Origin of the sequence: Streptococcus oralis (genome assembly GCF_001579025.1) — a bacterium.
GTDB classification, from domain to species: Bacteria; Bacillota; Bacilli; order Lactobacillales; family Streptococcaceae; genus Streptococcus; species Streptococcus oralis_X.
The window spans coordinates 442,625-460,896 of the sequence record NZ_KQ970235.1 but is presented as its reverse complement, the minus strand read 5'-3'; the positions used below and the strand labels follow the sequence as shown (position 1 = coordinate 460,896).

The 18,272-nt window shown below is 40.7% G+C and carries 12 protein-coding genes; 3 read left to right on the top strand and 9 right to left on the bottom strand.

Annotated elements, in window-relative coordinates:
- Positions 1 to 680: pyridoxal 5'-phosphate synthase lyase subunit PdxS (gene pdxS / locus SORDD27_RS02065; protein ID WP_061428043.1), on the bottom strand; the 680-nt coding region annotated here is incomplete at its 3' end.
- A 150-nt stretch (positions 681 to 830) separates the two neighbouring features.
- Entirely contained in the window at positions 831 to 2,210 is a 1,380-nt protein-coding gene (gene nox, locus SORDD27_RS02060) for a H2O-forming NADH oxidase (RefSeq protein WP_042767750.1), read from the bottom strand.
- A gap of 307 nt (positions 2,211 to 2,517) precedes the next feature.
- On the opposite strand from nox, the gene SORDD27_RS02055 reads away from it, so the two are divergent.
- From SORDD27_RS02055 to SORDD27_RS02045, 3 genes are read left to right on the top strand one after another with little or no spacing between them, the layout of a single operon-like run.
- Positions 2,518 to 3,447: an FAD:protein FMN transferase gene (locus tag SORDD27_RS02055; RefSeq protein ID WP_061428041.1), complete on the top strand. Its 930-nt coding sequence runs from the start codon at positions 2,518 to 2,520 to the stop codon at positions 3,445 to 3,447.
- Positions 3,448 to 3,465: 18 nt separating this feature from the next.
- Positions 3,466 to 4,071, top strand: coding sequence for an NADPH-dependent FMN reductase (locus SORDD27_RS02050; protein WP_000915935.1), 606 nt, complete (start codon positions 3,466 to 3,468; stop codon positions 4,069 to 4,071).
- Positions 4,072 to 4,088: 17 nt separating this feature from the next.
- Positions 4,089 to 5,333 (top strand): NAD(P)H-dependent oxidoreductase, encoded by a 1,245-nt coding sequence (locus SORDD27_RS02045; RefSeq protein WP_049501180.1) that lies wholly within the window; start codon positions 4,089 to 4,091, stop codon positions 5,331 to 5,333.
- Positions 5,334 to 5,416: 83 nt separating this feature from the next.
- Here SORDD27_RS02045 and SORDD27_RS02040 read toward each other — a convergent pair whose 3' ends face one another.
- The 7 genes from SORDD27_RS02040 to ezrA all read right to left on the bottom strand — a co-directional run bounded on the left by SORDD27_RS02040 (position 5,417) and on the right by ezrA (position 18,199).
- Positions 5,417 to 5,674 carry a DUF896 family protein gene (locus tag SORDD27_RS02040; RefSeq protein WP_042767752.1) on the bottom strand — a complete coding sequence of 86 codons (258 nt, stop codon included), beginning with the start codon at positions 5,672 to 5,674 and terminating at the stop codon, positions 5,417 to 5,419.
- Positions 5,675 to 5,715: 41 nt separating this feature from the next.
- Positions 5,716 to 7,752 carry a glycine--tRNA ligase subunit beta gene (glyS, locus tag SORDD27_RS02035; RefSeq protein ID WP_061427049.1) on the bottom strand — a complete coding sequence of 679 codons (2,037 nt, stop codon included), beginning with the start codon at positions 7,750 to 7,752 and terminating at the stop codon, positions 5,716 to 5,718.
- A gap of 260 nt (positions 7,753 to 8,012) precedes the next feature.
- Positions 8,013 to 8,930, bottom strand: a complete 918-nt coding sequence (glyQ, locus tag SORDD27_RS02030; protein WP_000038733.1) for a glycine--tRNA ligase subunit alpha — start codon at positions 8,928 to 8,930, stop codon at positions 8,013 to 8,015.
- Positions 8,931 to 9,251: 321 nt separating this feature from the next.
- Positions 9,252 to 13,763, bottom strand: coding sequence for a S8 family serine peptidase (locus SORDD27_RS02025; RefSeq protein WP_061427047.1), 4,512 nt, complete (start codon positions 13,761 to 13,763; stop codon positions 9,252 to 9,254).
- A gap of 289 nt (positions 13,764 to 14,052) precedes the next feature.
- Entirely contained in the window at positions 14,053 to 14,895 is an 843-nt protein-coding gene (locus SORDD27_RS02020) for an aldo/keto reductase (RefSeq protein ID WP_061427045.1), read from the bottom strand.
- A gap of 81 nt (positions 14,896 to 14,976) precedes the next feature.
- Positions 14,977 to 16,368: a peptidoglycan-N-acetylglucosamine deacetylase PgdA gene (gene pgdA / locus SORDD27_RS02015; protein ID WP_061427043.1), complete on the bottom strand. Its 1,392-nt coding sequence runs from the start codon at positions 16,366 to 16,368 to the stop codon at positions 14,977 to 14,979.
- A 103-nt stretch (positions 16,369 to 16,471) separates the two neighbouring features.
- A complete protein-coding gene (gene ezrA / locus SORDD27_RS02010; RefSeq protein ID WP_061427041.1) occupies positions 16,472 to 18,199 on the bottom strand; it encodes a septation ring formation regulator EzrA in 1,728 nt (575 codons plus the stop codon).
- Between the last annotated feature and the right edge of the window lie 73 nt (positions 18,200 to 18,272).

The following is an 18,272-nucleotide window of genomic DNA, read 5'->3' as shown; positions in this document are numbered from 1 at the left end:
CCCAATTGCATCATCAGCGCAGCATCTGCTGGCGTTGCCACACCTCCAGCTGCAAAGTTAACAACTGGCAATTTTCCATGTTCATGAACGTATTGGACTAATTCTACAGGGACTTGCAAGTCCTTGGCAGCCACATAGAGCTCATCTTCACGTAGATTTTGAATACGGCGAATTTCTTGATTCATCATACGCATATGGCGAACAGCTTGAACAATGTCACCTGTCCCCGGTTCTCCTTTTGTGCGAATCATGGAAGCTCCTTCAGCGATACGACGCAAGGCTTCACCCAAGTCCTTAGCTCCGCAGACAAAAGGAACTTGGAATTCTTTCTTGTCCACATGGAAACGATCGTCTGCTGGAGACAGCACTTCACTCTCATCGATATAGTCAATCTCAATAGCCTCTAAAATCTGAGCTTCAACAAAATGCCCGATTCTGACCTTGGCCATCACTGGAATGCTGACCGCTTCTTGGATTTCCTTAATCATCTTTGGATCGCTCATACGGGAAACTCCACCAGCTGCACGAATATCAGCTGGAATCCGCTCCAAGGCCATAACAGCAGCCGCACCAGCTGCCTCTGCGATACGGGCCTGTTCAGGATTTTGTACATCCATAATAACTCCACCTTTGAGCATCTGTGCCAAGTTTTTATTTAGTTCATAACGATTTTCAGTCATTTCTTAATCCTCATCATTTGTATTGGTAGCTACCATTTCATTTTAAGCCAGATTAGAATGAAGTACAAGATAGAAAAACAATAATTGTCCGGGTACAGTAACATAAAAAACTATCTGACCTTAACCTAAGGCCAGATAGTTCATCAAATTTTATTTTTCAGCTGTAAGTGCAGCCATTGTGATGTAATTGTATGGTTTGTTGAAATGTGGCAAGAAGAATAGGTCTGTCAAAGCCAATTTATCAATGGTTACATGCTCTTGGATAGCAAGTGAGAACATGTGGATTCCCATGCTGATAGCAGAATCACGTGATACCATTTGAGCGCCAAGAATTTCGCGGCTGTCTTTGTCAAAAACAATCTTGATGGCAACTTCATGGTTATCATGCTTCATAAATTCTGGTTTTTGAAGATCGTTAAAACCTGTTTCAGTTGCGTTGTAGCCAGCAGCTTTAGCTTTTTCAAGAGTCAAACCAGTTGAAACCATGTGAAGACCGTAGATTGAGATACCGTTTGATCCTTGTACACCGATTCCTTCAAGTTCGTGTCCACAAGCGTTATAAGCACCAACGATACCAGTACGAACAGCGTTTGAAGCAAGCGCGATGTAGCTAGTGTCTTTACGAGCGTTGTCATAAACAGTCGCACAGTCACCAACAGCGTATACACCTGGGATAGATGTTTCTTGTTTCTTGTCTACAAGGAAGGCACCGTTACGGAAAAGTTCAATCTTACCATCAGCAAGAGCTGTGTTTGGACGGAAACCAACTGCAAGAACAACCATATCCACATCAAATGTTTCTTTGTCTGTTACCAAGCGTTCAACTTTACCATCACCTTGGATAGCTTTTACTGTTTGACCAAGTGCCAAGCGGATGTTGTTGTCTTCCAAGTTCTTCGCCATCATTTGTGTGAAATCTTTATCATAGTAGCCGTTCAAGACTGTGTCTACGATATCGACAAGCACCACTTCTTTTCCAAGACGCTCGAAAGCTTCAGCAAGTTCTACACCGATGTAACCACCACCAACAACGGCAATGCGCTCAAGGTGTTTGCTCTTGTCTTCAAGTTTTTCAATAACTTCTTCAGCGTTTTGGTACAATTTAACAAATTGTACATTTTCAAGAGTCGCTTTGAATTCGCGGTTGCCCTTAACGATTTCAACACCTTCGATTGGAGGCAAGATTGGAGTTGAACCAGTTGCAAAGATCAATTTATCATAAGACTCTTTGTGCTCTTTACCTTCAACTTCTGCAGTCACAACTTTGTTATCGTAGTCAATTGAAAGAACTGGTGAGTTCATGTAAACTTTAGCACCTTTTGCTTCCAATTTTTCTTTATCAGAGTAGAAGAGACCTTCTGGGCCATCAATTTGTTCCCCGATCCAAAGCGCCATTCCACAACCAAGGAATGAAATATTTGAGTTTTGGTCAAATACTACGATTTCGTTCTCATGTCCGAAGTTGTCCAACATCGTATTAATACAAGCTGTACCAGCGTGGTTAGCACCAACTACAACGATTTTACTCATAGAAAAATTCCTACCTTTAATTTTTGATTTACCTTTCTAGTATACCATTTACTGTTAGCGTTTACAAGGCATTTGCTCAGAATTCTCTTTTTTTCAGAAAAAAATACACTTAACATTGATAAATCCAATTTTTCTATCGTTTTCATATTAATTTCGAGCATATTTCTTGACTTTTTGTCAAAATTTATTTGTGAAAACGCTGACTTTATGATATGCTAGATACATGGAAAGAAAATGTAAGGGGTTTAATTTTTCTTTAACCAACTTATATTAAATGATTTCCTATAAAGAGAAAGGAGCTGGTAGCTTGCCTCTTCATTCACGTTCGGAACGACTAATGGGAACAACGATCACGATTTCATTAGTAGATGAGCGGGCAGAAATCCTACTTCAAGGAGCCTTTGATTTGCTCAAGGAGCTCGAATACCGCTTCAACGCCAACAGTCAAGAATCCGAACTGATGGAAATCAACTACCAGGCCGGGATCGCACCTGTTAAGGTTCATCCTGAGCTATTTGAACTGATTTCTCTTGGATTAGAACACAGCCTAGCTCCATCTAGCCATCTCAATATCAGTATTGGTCCCTTGATTCAAACCTGGCGAATCGGATTTGCAGATGCACGACTCCCAGAGCTAAACGAAATCGAAGCTGTCTTGCCTCTAGTTAACCCGTATTTTATCAAGTTGGATCCGACTAGCTCTACTGTCTTTTTAGAGAAGAAAGGAATGAAGCTTGATTTAGGTTGTTTAGCCAAGGGCTATAGTGCAGATAAGGTTGCCCAGTATTTAAAAGCGCACGGTGTCACTTCTGCCTTGATCAATCTCGGAGGAAATATCCTCACCATCGGGAACAATCAAGACAAAGAAGGGAAAGCCTGGCAGATTGGTATTCAAGATCCGCGAAATCCTCGTGGCAATCATCTCCTAACTATCCCTGCTTCTAACAAATCCGTTGTCACTTCAGGTATCTATGAACGTCACCTGACAGTGGATGGAAAAGACTATCACCATATCTTTGATAGTAAGACAGGATTCCCTGTCGAAACCGATCTTGCTAGCCTAACGATTATCTCAGATAAATCCGTCGATGGTGAGATATGGACAACACGCCTTTTCGGAGAACGAAGCACTTCTATCCTCTGGCAAGTCGAAAGTATAGATGGGATTGAAGCCATCCTCATCGACAAAGAGGGACGCTTTACTTGTTCTTCAGGCCTTCAAAATTGTATTATGTAAAAAGAGAAAGGAAATCTCATGCTAAAACTTATTGCCATTGTTGGAACGAACTCTAAACGTTCTACAAACCGCCAATTGCTCCAATACATGCAAAAACACTTTGCTGATAAAGCTGAAATTGAACTCGTTGAAATCAAGGATATCCCTGTTTTCAACAAACCAGCAGATAAGCAACTTCCAGCTGAAATTCTTGAGATTGCAGCTAAAATTGAAGAAGCTGATGGTGTGATTATCGGTACTCCTGAGTACGACCACTCTATCCCTGCAGTTTTGATGAGCGCTCTTGCTTGGCTATCTTACGGTATCTACCCACTTTTGAACAAACCAATCATGATCACTGGTGCTTCTTACGGTACACTTGGTTCATCTCGTGCCCAATTGCAACTTCGTCAAATCTTGAACGCTCCTGAAATCAAGGCAAATGTTTTACCAGATGAATTCTTGCTTTCTCACTCTCTTCAAGCATTTAACCCAAGTGGTGACTTGGTTGACCTTGACGTCATCAAGAAATTGGATGCCATCTTTGATGACTTCCGTATCTTTGTGAAGATTACTGAAAAATTGCGCAATGCGCAAGAATTGCTTCGCAAAGATGCAGAAGAATTTGACTGGGAAAATTTGTAAGATAGGAGACCGAAAGAATGAAATTTGTTGGACTTGTTGGATCAAACTACGATCAATCATATAACCGCAAACTCTTGGAATTTATTCGTCGCAATTTCAAATTCAAATTTGAATTAGAAGTTCTTGAAATTGACGAAGTTCCAATGTTTAACCAAGACGAAAAATGGGACGAAAGTTTCCAATTGCGTTTCTTGTATAACAAGATTACACGTGCTGATGGTGTCATTATCGCCACTCCTGAGCACAACCACACTATCTCAGCTTCACTCAAATCTGTACTTGAATGGCTTTCATACGAAGTTCATCCATTTGAAAACAAGCCTGTTATGATTGTGGGAGCATCATACTACGACCAAGGAACTTCACGTGCCCAAGTTCACCTTCGTAAGATCCTTGACGCTCCTGGTGTCAATGCCTACACACTTCCAGGTAATGAATTCCTTCTTGGTAAAGCCAAAGAAGCTTTTGATAACAATGGAAACATCACCAACGAAGGAACTGTTAAATTCCTTGAAACTTGCTTAGATAACTTTGTTAAATATGTAGGAGTCGTTTCGAAATTGAAAAAACCAAAACCAATCGAACCAGAAGACTTGGATTGTGGAAAACCAATTGCTACAACCATTACAGAAGTTGACCCTGACGATCCAGAATGGGTAGAAAAAGTTGCAGCAATCACTGGCGCTGTTTCTGGTGATACCTATGTCAAATTGGACCACGGTATCCTGACAGTTAACCAAATCGATATGTTCTTGAAAGCTATGCCATTTGAATTGACATACGCTGACGACAACAACCAATTCCTCTACTACAACAACGCTCACCAAGATCCAGACACCATGTTCGCTAAACGTGTACCACCTCAATCAGGTAGTCGTATGTCAACTGTTCATGGATCACTTCCACCAGCACGTATGAAGAACGTAGAGTGGGTTATCGGAACACTCCGCAACGGAAACCAAGAATACGTTCGTACAATCGTCCCAGGTTCACCTGCAGGTGTTATCAACACTCACAACTACCAAGCGATGTATTATCCTGACGGATCATACGCTGGTATCAATGAAATCGTCTTTAACTTCCAACCATGGCTTGACTGGTACCTAAAAGAAACGGGTCAACGTTTGGTAGGCGGTAGTGGGCCATTCGCTCCTGCTGCTGGAGGTCATGGAGACGCTGATGCTACTTCTGGTGCTTCTGATTCAGGTGATGCTGGAGGCCACGGTGGTGGTGCAGACGCTACTTCTGGTGCAAGCAACTAAGAAACCAAAAGGAGCCATTTGGCTCCTTCTTTTTTATTGCAACAGAAAAGGGGCTTGTAAATCATCCACAAACCCCTTTCGTTTTATGAGTTAGGATCATCTATACTACGGCCGTGCAAACCTTTTTCACGTTGTACCTGACGTAGTTTTTCTGGTGTGACGTCATTTCCTTCCTCGTCCACAATTTTTATTCCCTCGACGTGGTGACGAACAGAACGACGATAGCCTTCGATATACTCCTCACGAAGTTTAGCTTGTTCCACTTTTTCAGCAGAAGTTAAGCCTTCTGTCTTTTTCTTTTTGGCAAGCTCATTGATACGAGCGATTTTTTTAGGATCCATTTCTTCTCCTTTGTGATAAGATACAGTTCGTTTGACTGAGTTTATTTAGTATTGATTTGGTTAAAACGAGCGAGCTTAGCTGCTTTCTTGGTTAATTGCGACAAGATAGCCAAACGATTTTGTCGAACAGTCTGATCCTCAGCCATTACCATAGTATTTTCAAAGAAAGCATCAATAACTGGGCTAAGCGCAAAGAGTTGTTCTAATTGCTGACTTGCAGTTCCTGACAAAACGAGTGATTCTACTGCTTCTGCCAAGGCTTTCTCTTCTTCATTCTCAAAGAGAGCAGGATCAACAGTATCAGTTCCTTCGGCTTTTTCAGCCAAGTTGAAAGCACGTGATAGGGATTCGACAGACGATTTGAAATCTTCTTTCTTGCTTGCTTCGACAAGAGCACTCGCTGCTTCTAGCATATCCGCCACAACAAAGTTTGAACTTGCAAGAACTGCTTCCTTGATATCTTTTGGAGTAGAACCCATCATCTTATCAACACGAGCCTTGATAAAGTCCATAACCTCTGCTTTATTTTCATAAGTCAAGCTGTCGAATTTCAAAGCATAGAGGCTATCAATCAGCTCATCCATAGCAATATGCCAACCAAAGGCATCCAAGATACGAACCACACCTTGCGTCGCGCGACGAAGGGCATAAGGGTCATTAGAACCTGATGGAATCAAGCCTACTGAGAAGAAACTCAAAATCGTATCCAATTTGTCTGCAATGGCTAGAATGGCTCCAACCTTGCTCTCTGGAAGTTCGCCTTCGGCTGATGTAGGCATGTAGTGTTCACGAATAGCAGCCGCAACTGCTGGAGTTTCTCCTGCAAGAAGAGCATATTTCTCACCCATAATTCCTTGAAGTTCATCAAACTCACCAACCATACCCGTCAACAAGTCAAACTTGTAAATGGCTGCTGCACGGGCTAGGTCAACCGTTTCATCCACTGACAAACCAGCTTTTTCTGCCAAGAGAATGGCAATCTGACCAGTACGAATCATGTGTTCACGAAGAGAACCAATCTTCTCGTGGAAGGTGACGTTGTTTAATTTTTCAACAAGGTCTGATATAACCAATTTTTGGTCTTCACGCCAGAAAAATTCCCCATCCTCCAAGCGGGCTACCAAGACTTTTTCATTTCCTTTGATAACATTTTCCAAATGCTCTGCGTTTCCGTTACGGACTGAAATGAAGTTTGGCAAGAGTTTACCATCTTGATCACGAACAACGAAGTAGCGTTGGTGTTCCTTCATCGAAGTCACCAAGACTTCTTCTGGAACTTCAAGGTATTTGGCATCAAAACTTCCCATAAAGGCAGTTGGGTATTCAACCAAGTTCAAGACTTCATTCAACAAGTCAGCATCAATTTCGATACGTACACCATGTTTTGCCTCTATTTCCTTGATTTGATCAACAATCATTTGCTCACGTTCACGAGGATCCGCGATTACAAACTGCTTACGAAGGTCTTCTTCATAGCTCAATGCTGACTGAATCTTGGTTTCTTGTCCTAAGAAACGATGACCGCGACTCACACGATCGCCCTTGATATCAAGGAAATCCAAATCAAATTCTTGCTCGTCCAAGAGAACTGTCAAAGTGTGTACAGGGCGGATGTATTCAAAGGTGTTGTTAGCCCAGTGCATACTGACAGGGAAAGTCAGTGACTTCAAGACGTCTACAACACCTGGAACAATGGCTTCAACTGGTTGCCCCACTTCTTCCTTGGTAACATAGACATATTCTTCACCCTTGATTTCACGGAATTCAATATCTTCAACTGTCAAGCCTTTTCCACGGACAAATCCTTGAGCTGCTTTGGTGAAGTTTCCATCACTATCCAAGGCGATTTTCTTTGCTGGCCCCTTGAAATCTTCTGTCAAATCAGACTGTTTGTCTGCAAGACCAGTCACACGAACAGCCAAACGGCGTGGTGTTGAGAAGGTTTGAATGGCTTCAAAAGATAGGCGGTTTTCCTTGAGGAAGGCTGCCATTTTTTCACCTAGTTGTTTTTCGCTTGGAGTTACTACGTAGGCTGGTAACTCTTCAAGACCGAGTTCTACTAATAAGTTTTTTGTCATGTTTTTTCCTTTACATCTTCTTCAATCTTTTTTGATATGCCCCTTAGGTACTGGGGACGTCGCTAACTAACTTTTGTGAGTCTGTAAGGAAATCTTATACCAAATAAACTAAGATTTCCAACAGTCTCATCAAAGTGGATTTAGCTGACTGATTTTTGAACCCAAGGTTTCAAAAATCCCCACATAACAGTACGGCGGTGCATATCCCTCTAGCAAGTCTTCGACTTGCCTTTAACGATTTTAGAGCACAGTATTACTTACTATTCTGCGTCTTCTGCTAGGAGTTTAGCTCGTGTTGCTTCATCTAAAAGTGGGTAGCCTAGGCGTTTGCGTTCTGCAACAAAGGTTTTAGCTACGACACGGGCTAAGTTACGGATACGGGCGATATAGCCTGCGCGCTCTGTTACAGATACGGCACCACGCGCATCAAGCAGATTAAAGGTGTGTGAACATTTGAGAACATAGTCATAGGCAGGGTGAACCAAGCCTTCTTCCAAGGCACGACCAGCTTCCTTTTCAAACTTATCAAAGTTTTCCAGCAACATCTCTTGGTCAGAAATTTCAAATGAATATTTTGAATGCTCATACTCAGGCTGGATGAAGATTTCTCCGTATTTAACACCATCAGCCCACTCGATATCATAGACAGAATCAACTTCTTGAATGTAAGAAGCCAAGCGTTCTAAACCATAGGTAACTTCCGCAGTCACAGGGCCAGTTGCCAATCCACCAACTTGTTGGAAATAAGTGAACTGAGTGATTTCCATCCCATCAAGCCAAACTTCCCAACCAAGACCAGCCGAACCAGTAGATGGGTTTTCCCAGTTGTCCTCAACAAAACGAATATCGTGTTCCAAAGGATTGATACCCAATTTTTCCAAAGACTCAAGGTAAAGTTCCTGGATATTTGATGGAGAAGGCTTCATGACCACTTGGAATTGGTGGTGTTGGTATAGGCGGTTAGGGTTTTCCCCGTAACGACCGTCAGCAGGACGACGTGATGGCTCTACATAAGCCGCATTCCATGGCTCAGGTCCGATAGCGCGAAGGAAAGTGTAAGGACTCATTGTTCCCGCACCTTTTTCATTATCATAAGCCTGCATAAGCATACAACCTTGGTCATTCCAAAATTGTTGCAAAGTAAGGATGATTTCTTGGAAAGTCAATTTTTTAGACATTGTTTACTCCTTTTTATAAATTCTTGTGACTTTGGATACAAAAAGAACCGAATTTCAACACCCAAGCCTTGCGACTAGGGGCGTCAGAAACGCGGTTCCACCCTAATTTATTACTTCATTGTTTTTTAAAATACGACAGAAAGCGCCAGTTTCTTACCTTGTCCTACTTGGCTCCCACTATCCCAAGCTCGCTTGAAGAACGCCATAAGACTTTCTTTCCTAGCTAATATTATAGCAGATTTTCTAGCTAGTGTAAACCAAAAATGAGTCTGAAAACAAAGTTCCAGACTCATTTAATAGTAAAGCTTCAGAAACTCCTGTTTAAGGATGTCTTCTTGCTTTTGGTTTTTTGCCATGCAGATTTCTCTTGGCTTGTTTCAATGCTGTAATGGCATCTTTTACATCTTCTTGGCTCGCTCCTGGATCATTTAAGAGTTCCTGAGCTTCTTTAAAGGCTAAAAGATAAGCTGCTTTTTCTTTCTTGTCAGCATAGATAAATCTCGCATTCTTTTCTTGGAAAAGGCGTTCATCTTTGACCAGTTTCTTTAGACTAGAGAAGTCTGTAGCTTTGCCATTCAATTTACTTTTAGCTGTTGCTAGGGCAATGAGAGATTGGTCAATTTGATCCTGTTTGACTTTAGGATCTACAGCTAGTAAGGCAATTTCTTGGAAGGCACGATCATAAGCTCGACGTACTTTTTCCTTGGCATTAGCATATCGTCCAGTTTTAGTCGTTGCATAGTAAGCTTTCATAGCTTCTTTCAAGGCTGCCACGTTCGAATCCTTTCCATCCAAAGCCTTACCAGCAGCTTCAAGACTAGCGAGAATGCCATCAATCAATTCTTGCTTCAACTTGCTTGACAAGGCTGACTGTGCCACTTGGAAAGCTCGGTCATAAGCTTTTCTCTTATCTGCACTACTATTAAAGTAGCGAGACGTTTCTACCAGTTCTTTTTGTTGATTTACCGCAGCAAGCAAGGCCAACTTAGACACGACAGATAGACGCAAAGCATTATTTCGACCTGGCTGAACGAATAATGAAACGAGATCTTCAAGGAGTTCATATCCAGTTGGCAAGGTGACTTGTACAGTATAGCGGCCTGTAGCAACTTTCTTACCAAAGGCGTATTGACCGTATTTTTCAGCAGGAAGAGTGATACTTGTCCCATCTTCTCCTTTCAGAACTACTGTAGTTGTCTTTGGAACGGCTTGATTGAAGGAAACAGATACTGGTGCATATTCTAAGAGATTTGCTAGGAAGGTAATGGTTTGGAAACTATTTTCTTCCGTCAGGTCAAACTCTTGGGATAAGGCACTGATAAATTTCAATTCTGTTCGGTCATAACTGAAAATTTCTGCTGTATAATGACCAAACTGTAAGAAATGAATCGCTTTTGTCTTGTCAACATCAACATATTGTCCCTTGCTATTTTTGATTCGATAGACGTAGAGGGTATCAATATCCTGGTTTGTTTTTGCATCCTTCAAGGCAATTTTCACTCGACCACTATTTTGATCGCGGACAAGTTCAGCAAGTGAGATATAATCTACATTTCCTGCATAGTCCTCAACAAGATAGTAAATATTAGCCTTGTCAACATCCTTAGGAAGTGTATAACTACCGTCAGCATTGGCCTTAATCAGATGGGTGTTCTCAAGCGCACGAGTTCCAGACTGGTCTTTCCCAGTTAGAACCATGGTCCCTTTCTGGTCAAATGGTGTGATATAGAAGACTTTTTCTGAAAGAATACCACCTTGACCAACATCTTTTGGTTTACGAGCTACGAATTCTTGGTTTCCATCTTTAAAGCGAATATAACCGCTCGTGATGACTGGTTTTTGAGTATCAATTTGAATTTTAAAGGTTGTGTATTGTTCTTTGGTACCTGGAACGTCTGGTGTATAACTGATAACATAGTCATATAAACCATCTGCAACGGTATTGCCATCAAAATCCTGACCTCTCCAAGCAGTATTATCTAGAATATAGCTTTTCAGATTTCTACTGTCTCCATCAAAATAATTCTTACGCAGATCCTTTGCATCTCCCTCCCAAATAGGATGTTCATGTGTGGTATCCGTAGCCGCATAAACTGTAGCCCTAAGATTTACAAGATTTCTCAAAGCAACCGTTTTGTATTCAACCAGGTCTTTGTTTCCATCATCGTTTGGAGAAATAGCAATACGGACATTCCCTTTTTCGTCCAACTGAAGAACATGCTTACCTTCAGCATTTTGTTCGATTCCAAGAACGGTAATTCGTCGTCCTTGGCGTTGACCTTGAGAAACTAGAAGGTCATTTTGCAAGGTTGCGAGATAGGTGGCATCATTAGAGTAGTTAACGGCAGGATTTTCCTTGTCTACTTCCGTGTAAAATCCATTTTTCCCTTCTCGGACAAGATTGTAAATTGGTTTTTCGACAGCAGGGAGATTTTGGAATTCTCCTCGGAAGCCCATAAATGCAAGACTCACAACATCCCCATCATCTGCTGGATCTACAAATCGAACAAACCCTTCAAGGAAATAGCCATTTGGCATTTGTTTGCTGAGTTCAGCAGCAAATTTTCGAGCATCAACTTTAACAGTGACTGTTTGACTGCTGTGGGCTTTGACCGTCACTTCAGGCCAGACTGTCTCCGTTAGTTTTCGAGGTCGAAGGGTGAATTTTCCATCTTGGACCTCGTCTGTATTGGTATTCACTACCATCTTGAGAGTACGGTCAGTATCTGAAATATTGTGTACAGTGACCTTGAAAGTAAATTGGTCTCCAACATTTCCTAAAGTTACACTTGGATAACCATTTTCACCCGTTACATAGAGGTCTGTTGACACTGCAGCAGCTGTATCCACAATACCAGAACCTTGCTGACGAGGAGAGGTATAAGTGCCTGTGTCCTTATTAACATGTGGTTTTGCAGTTGACATGATCAAGGCCTTGACAGTCTCTGATACTTGCTCAGGAGTCAATTCTGGATGGTGTTTTTGAAGGTATTCCTTAACCAAAACTGCAACACCCGTAACGTGAGGAGCCGCCATACTGGTTCCGCTGATACTACCATAGGTATTGTCATTAAAGGATGAGTAGATATTGCCACCAGGAGCTGTCACGTCTGGTTTCAATTGTCCATCGGTAGTCACTCCCCAACTTGAAAAGTCAGATAGCTGATTGGCTACATCAGAAGGACGATTATCCATCTTACCATTAAAAACAATCTTGTAGTTTCCTGATTTTAAGGCTTCACCATACTGTTTAGAAATAAATACAGAAGGAATTTTCTTTGCTTCATCGTCAATAGACATATTGATGTTTGCACCTTCTACATTATTGTAGATCAAAGCACCAACTGCACCGTGTTTTCGTGCATTTTTGATCTTCTCTGAAAAATTCATAGCTCCACGCTGAATGAGGGCAAGTTTCCCAGTTAAATCCAACTTCGCAAAGTCTTCTTCACGACCTAAGCCTGCTTCGACGTATTCGTACTCTTTTCCTTTTTCAAAGTCCTTATCTGCTTCAGGTTGATTATAATCAAATTTTCCGTTATGAAGGCCGGCATTTCCCTCTAGACCTTTAACTTCAAAAACGGCTGTTGTCAATGTTTTATTGTTGACAGAAGCAACTGAAATTGAGTCTTCAACAGTGGATGGATTTCCAACCAAGCCATAGTCTGGGTTTTCGGCTAGCGGTTTTGAATAACCATTTCCGAATGTATTGCTATTTCCTGCTGAGATAAGAACAGATACTCCCTTGGCACGAGCCCGTTTGATGGCATCCACAATATCAGAACCAGCATCCACCATAGAACCTGTGCTAGATCCCAAACTCATATTAATGGCATCTGCTCCCAGGGCAACTGCGTCATCAATCGCCTTTACATAAAGGGCTGAACTGGTCGTTTTTTGGCGATCTGAAAAGACACGCATAAACATGACTTGGGCTTCTGGCGCAACACCATAGACCTTTTCACCATTTGGTGCTTCTTTATCAGGGTTTCCAGCCGCAATCCCTGTTACGTGCATCCCATGAGAAGTTCTTTCAGCTTCTTTGATCTTATCTGTTCCGTCAAAGTAGTCATAGGCATAGACAACCTTATCGCTATACCATTTACCGTAGTCGATTCCAGCAGCCTTTTTAGCTGCTTCGATGGCTTCCTTGTTTTTAAATTTCGCTTTTGACGGTTCCGAAATTCGAAGAACCTCATGATTCAAATCAAGCCCAGAGTCAATTATGGCAACAACGGTCCCTGTCCCCTTGTAACCAGCCTTCCAAGTTTTTGGTACTGTGATGATATCATTACTTGAAAGACTATTGGGTTTTGCAGACTCAGTTTTTTCTAGTTCTTTTTCAGTAGTTGCTGTTTCTCCAGTAGTTTTAGGAGCTGTCGTTGCTGGAGCCTCTTTTTTCTCCAACTCAGAAGCCTTCTCAGTGGCAGGCGCTGTAGTCGTATCGACTGTTGTTTCTTTTTGGACGACGCCTTGATTTTCTTCATTTGCAACTGCTCTATCTTTTCCAGATTCTTGAGCTTCAGCAGTTTTATCAACAGGAGCTTCTATCTTAGCATCTTGTTTACTAGCATCCTCTTTAGAAGTTTCAACTTCTTGTTTCTCTCCAACTACTGGTGCAATCCCATTAGTATTGGTTTGGTCAGTCGCAGAGTTTGAGTGTTTATCGTCTTTTAGCTCTGTCTTAATTTCCTGAGTTTGAGCTTGATTTTCACCTGTACTCTGCTCATTGGCACTGACTTGACTTGCTCCAAAAACCAATGCAGTTCCCAATAAAACTGAAGCAAGACCAAATTTGTATTTCCGTAATGAAAAACGTTGTCGTCTATTCATAAATAATCTCCTTTTTATTTAAAGTATACCTATTATAACGCAAATAATCATAAATTTTCATAAAAATCTGAATTGTCACAAAAATGTAATATTTACGTATGTATTTTGCTTATTTAATTTTATCATTCGTGTTATTTGCTCTATCAAACCAAAGTTTTTTAAATTCGTTCCTATATTTCAATCCATAAAATTATTTCATTATACAAACAATTTAGATTTTTTATACATAAAAAGACTAGGATTTAAAATTCCTAGTCTTTGTTATTTCGGTATAAATAGATTTCACAAACTAAAAATCCATCTCATCCACACGAGGTGCGCCCGAAGTCACTGAAATTGTCTTTAAGACTTCTCGCTCGTCTTTGCTGAGTTCAATTCCAAAACAGTCAAGATTGCTCTGGATGCGAGAGGCTGTCACGGACTTAGGTAGGGGTAAAAATCCTTCTGCCAAACTCCAAGCCAAGGCAATTTGAGCCACTGTTTTCCCATGCTTCGCAGCAATTTTTTGGACTTCTTTCTGTTCAAACAACTCCCCTTGCCCAAATGGTCCCCATGCCTCTAGAAGAATGCCTTTCTCTTTACAGTAGTCAACCACTTCCTCTTGATAAACTCCTGGTGCCAAGCGCACCTGATTGACCGCCGGGATGATTCTTGCTGTCTCAAGCAAGGCATCCAAATGATGGGGAAGGAAATTACTAACGCCGATAGCACGGATTTTTCCTTCTTGGTAAAGGTCCTCCATCGCTCTCCAGACATCGGCATTGCGAGTTTTCCATTCGTTATTTTCTCTTAAAGGTTTCGGATTTGGCCAATGGATAAGGTACAAATCTAGATAATCCAATCCCAGTTTTTCCATTGATTCTTCAAATGCTTGGCGTGCTTCATCATAGCTGTGATTGGTATTCCAGAGTTTAGTCGTTACAAAGATTTCTTGTCGTGGAATACCGCTATCTCGAATAGCACGACCAACACTTTCCTCATTTTTATAGATAGCTGCAGTATCGATATGACGATAGCCGGTCTTTAAGGCTTCTAAAACGGCTTGGTAGGCTACCTCTCCATTTTCAGCTTTCCATGTTCCAAATCCTAGTACAGGAATTGAAACTCCATTATTAAGTGTGTAAGATTTCATCGTTTTTCCTTTCTATGTGAAGAAAATCTAAAGAAACAAAATCCTGATTATCAGAACACTTGCTCCTTTAGATTTTAACAATTATTGATCACGATCATAATAGATCTCGTGAGCCTTCAAGCGAGAATTGAGCAATTCAGGAACGGTCACAAATGTATACCCTTCACCCTTTAAATACTCAATAACACTTGGTAGAGAATTAACAGAAGGACCATGGATATCATGCATGAGGATGATGGAACCATTGCGAACCTGACGTTGAATCTCTGTCAAAATGGCTGTCTCATTTTTACTCTTCCAGTCCAAACTATCCACATCCCACATGATGAAGCTTAAATCAAGGCCATTTCGAATATCATCAGTGATAGCACCATAAGGTGGGCGCATCAGTTTAGAGCTTGATCCTAAAACTTGAGTTAACAAATCTTCTGTATCAGTGATTTGCTTTTTAGCATCTTCAAGCGAAAGTTGTGAAAGAACGGGATGACTCCAGCTGTGGTTTCCTACAACATGACCTTCTGATTTCATTCGTTTTAGAAGATTTTCATTACCTGCAATGTTTTTACCAAGTACAAAGAAGGTTGCTTTTACACCATATTTAGCTAAAGTATCCAAAGCCTGTGTGGTTGTAGTTGGATTTGGACCATCGTCAAAGGTCAAGGCTACAACCTTTTTATTTTTCTTAGCAAAGTATGCTTGGTAAAGTTCAGCATCCTTTTCTAATAGATAAGAAGACTCAATGACATCAAAGAAACTGGATATTGGTAAAGCAATTTCCTCAACAGTCTCTCCAGCATTAGCAGGATAAAGGATGATTTGACTATCCTTATAATCAAAGCTCCAAGATGTCAATTCTTGGTCTGTGAAGCTCTTTATAACTTGATCAATTTTTTCCTGGTCAAGTTTCTTATCTTCTAGAGTTGATTTGATTTGAGTCAGTAAGAGTTCCTTAGCCTTGCTTGCATCTTTGAAAAGTCTACTGAGGTCAAAATCTTTCCCATCTTCAGTCAAGAAAATTTTCCCTAAGGAAGTCTTTTCTTTTTCTTCAACCTTTAATGCAGACAAATCATAGACTTGCTTGCTGATATTTCGAGAAACAACTCCCTTTAAGACTGGATCCAACTGCTCGGTATAATAAAAGACCAAATCCTCTTTATCTTCCAGCTTTTCTTTGATATCCTGGTTGATTTTTTCTCTAACAGACGCAATGACTTCCTCTCCTTGCAGAGGGTAGTAGGCAATCACCTCAGCTTGACCTTTTCGAAAATGGTCCTTCTGACTACCTGAGTTGAATTGCTGGTCCTTTTCGCTTTTTAGCGCTTCAATTTTTTGTTCGTAAGATTGCTTTTGTAGTAGCTTATAACCAATAGCACTCCCTAATAGAATCGTAGCAACTCCTAAGATTCCAACAAGGGAAAGCAATAGCCTTCTCGTTTTATCGTGAGAAACACGTTTCGCTCTATTTTTTTTCATATTTCCATCATATCAAATCGAGGCTATTATTTCAATGATAAACAGGGATTCTGTTTTTTTTTAGGAAAAGAAAAAAGCTTAGAAATCTTCTAAGCTTCTATTTTTAAAAACGAATCGCTTCACGTGTTTTCTCATATGAAGTTACAAAACGGTTTGTAACTCCTGGTTCAGCAACTTCCAAGGCTTGTGAAATTTTTTCAAATGATGCCTGATAGTCAAACTCTTTTTCAAAAATTTCAAGCGCTTCGTTGAAGGCCTCTTGGATACGCTCATCGAATGAACGGTAACGGTTTGAGTATTGCAAGAGTTGCTCAGTCAAGGTTGCATATTGAACGATATTATAGGTTTCTGTTTCAAGTGCTTCCATATCATTTGTTGCAATTTCAAGAACGCGTTTAACCGATTCAATATTCACTTGTGGTTGTTCTAACTCTGCCATCAGATCTTCTGTGTTATGACTTGCAGTAAAGAAAAGTTTCAAGAAACTTTGAGGAATACCTGGCAAGTTTCTCTTCTCCATGTAACGTTTGATAGTATGCAAACGGTTCACATAGACATTTGCTTTTTGGCGAGCATTGAGGTCGTCTTTTTCAATTTGCGCAAGTCGTTCGCTAACAGAGATTTGCTCATCCTCTATATCCTTGAGGTTGCTTTGAAGCATTTCCAACTGTTCTTCAAGAGCAGAGTAGGCTTGTGTTGACTCACCTTGATCCTCTGTCACCTCCATGATTGCCGTATCAAGTGCAGCCAATTCTGCTTGAAGACGACGAACATGATTGCCATCACTTTCAGGAAGAAGGTAGGTTTTAGTCAAGCGTTCAAGGTCTTGAACAAGCACCTGATTATTTTCTTTCAAGTGGTTGAGATAAGTTGGTAATGTCGAAAGAAGACTTTCAACTACTTTTTGAGCTGCAATTTCACGAGTGAAGATATCATAAAGCGCATTGATTTCTTCTTGGATGCGATTATTTTCATACTCTGCATTGTCCAATTCCAACTGACGAATATTTTCTTGATTATTTTTCAGAGATTCATGCAAAAGTTGGAAACGAGACTCAATATCTGTTTCTGTAAAGTGGTAGTTGGCATCCAACAGCTTGCGATAGCCTTCTTCCAAATCTGCCAATTGTTCTGGCAGTTCTTTTGTCAAGGTTTCAACAAGAGCTGGAATTCGCTCAACGATGTGTGTCAAAGCGAGAATATGATTTTCAGTTGAATCAAGAATTGCTGCGGCTTCAACCGGGTCACCTGATGAATTTAGGGTAACAAATTGAGAGAATTCAGATTGGATGTTTTCCAATTGTTTCTCAATCTCAGGAAGGGCCTTACCATATTTCTCTGAATCTTCTGCAACAGTATGTTGAAGGGATTCAAACAAGTCCAAAGCATGAAGGACACGGCCACTATTCTTAGATTCTTGTTTTTCAAGTTCAGAAAGGGCATTGCGAATAGCTGCAATATCTTCTTCAATCAAGCCAATTTGGCTTTCAATTTGATCAATCTTGTGAGCAGCTTTGAAAAAACGGAAAGAATTATTGTAGCTTTCAGCTTCAAAGAGGTGATTTTCAATATCAGCAAATGAATTCAGAGATAAATCAACCCATTTTTGGTTCCATTCACGGAAGGTCACCTGACTTTGACCAATCAAGTGCATGTTTTTAACGGCTTCAACCTCATCATTTACAGGAAGGTTGTAGAGTTCTTCTTTTCTTTCTTCAAGGGCCGTTAATCTGCTTACATTACGCTTACGTAAAAAGATAGCTGTTACATAAGCTAAGATCAGAATGACTGCAATCGCAACCATTAGATAAATTAGTTGTCCATTAGACATATCAAACTCCTTTTATACTAGAAACAATCGTAATGATTATATCATATTTTTTAAACCAAGGGAACTATTTCCC

Coding starts and splice junctions, on each gene's coding strand:
- nox (WP_042767750.1), bottom strand. CDS start 2,210: ATGAGTAAAATCGTTGTAGTTGGTGCTAACCACGCTGGTACAGCTTGT.
- SORDD27_RS02050 (WP_000915935.1), top strand. CDS start 3,466: ATGCTAAAACTTATTGCCATTGTTGGAACGAACTCTAAACGTTCTACA.
- SORDD27_RS02045 (WP_049501180.1), top strand. CDS start 4,089: ATGAAATTTGTTGGACTTGTTGGATCAAACTACGATCAATCATATAAC.
- SORDD27_RS02040 (WP_042767752.1), bottom strand. CDS start 5,674: ATGGATCCTAAAAAAATCGCTCGTATCAATGAGCTTGCCAAAAAGAAA.
- glyS (WP_061427049.1), bottom strand. CDS start 7,752: ATGACAAAAAACTTATTAGTAGAACTCGGTCTTGAAGAGTTACCAGCC.
- glyQ (WP_000038733.1), bottom strand. CDS start 8,930: ATGTCTAAAAAATTGACTTTCCAAGAAATCATCCTTACTTTGCAACAA.
- SORDD27_RS02025 (WP_061427047.1), bottom strand. CDS start 13,763: ATGAATAGACGACAACGTTTTTCATTACGGAAATACAAATTTGGTCTT.
- SORDD27_RS02020 (WP_061427045.1), bottom strand. CDS start 14,895: ATGAAATCTTACACACTTAATAATGGAGTTTCAATTCCTGTACTAGGA.
- pgdA (WP_061427043.1), bottom strand. CDS start 16,368: ATGAAAAAAAATAGAGCGAAACGTGTTTCTCACGATAAAACGAGAAGG.
- ezrA (WP_061427041.1), bottom strand. CDS start 18,199: ATGTCTAATGGACAACTAATTTATCTAATGGTTGCGATTGCAGTCATT.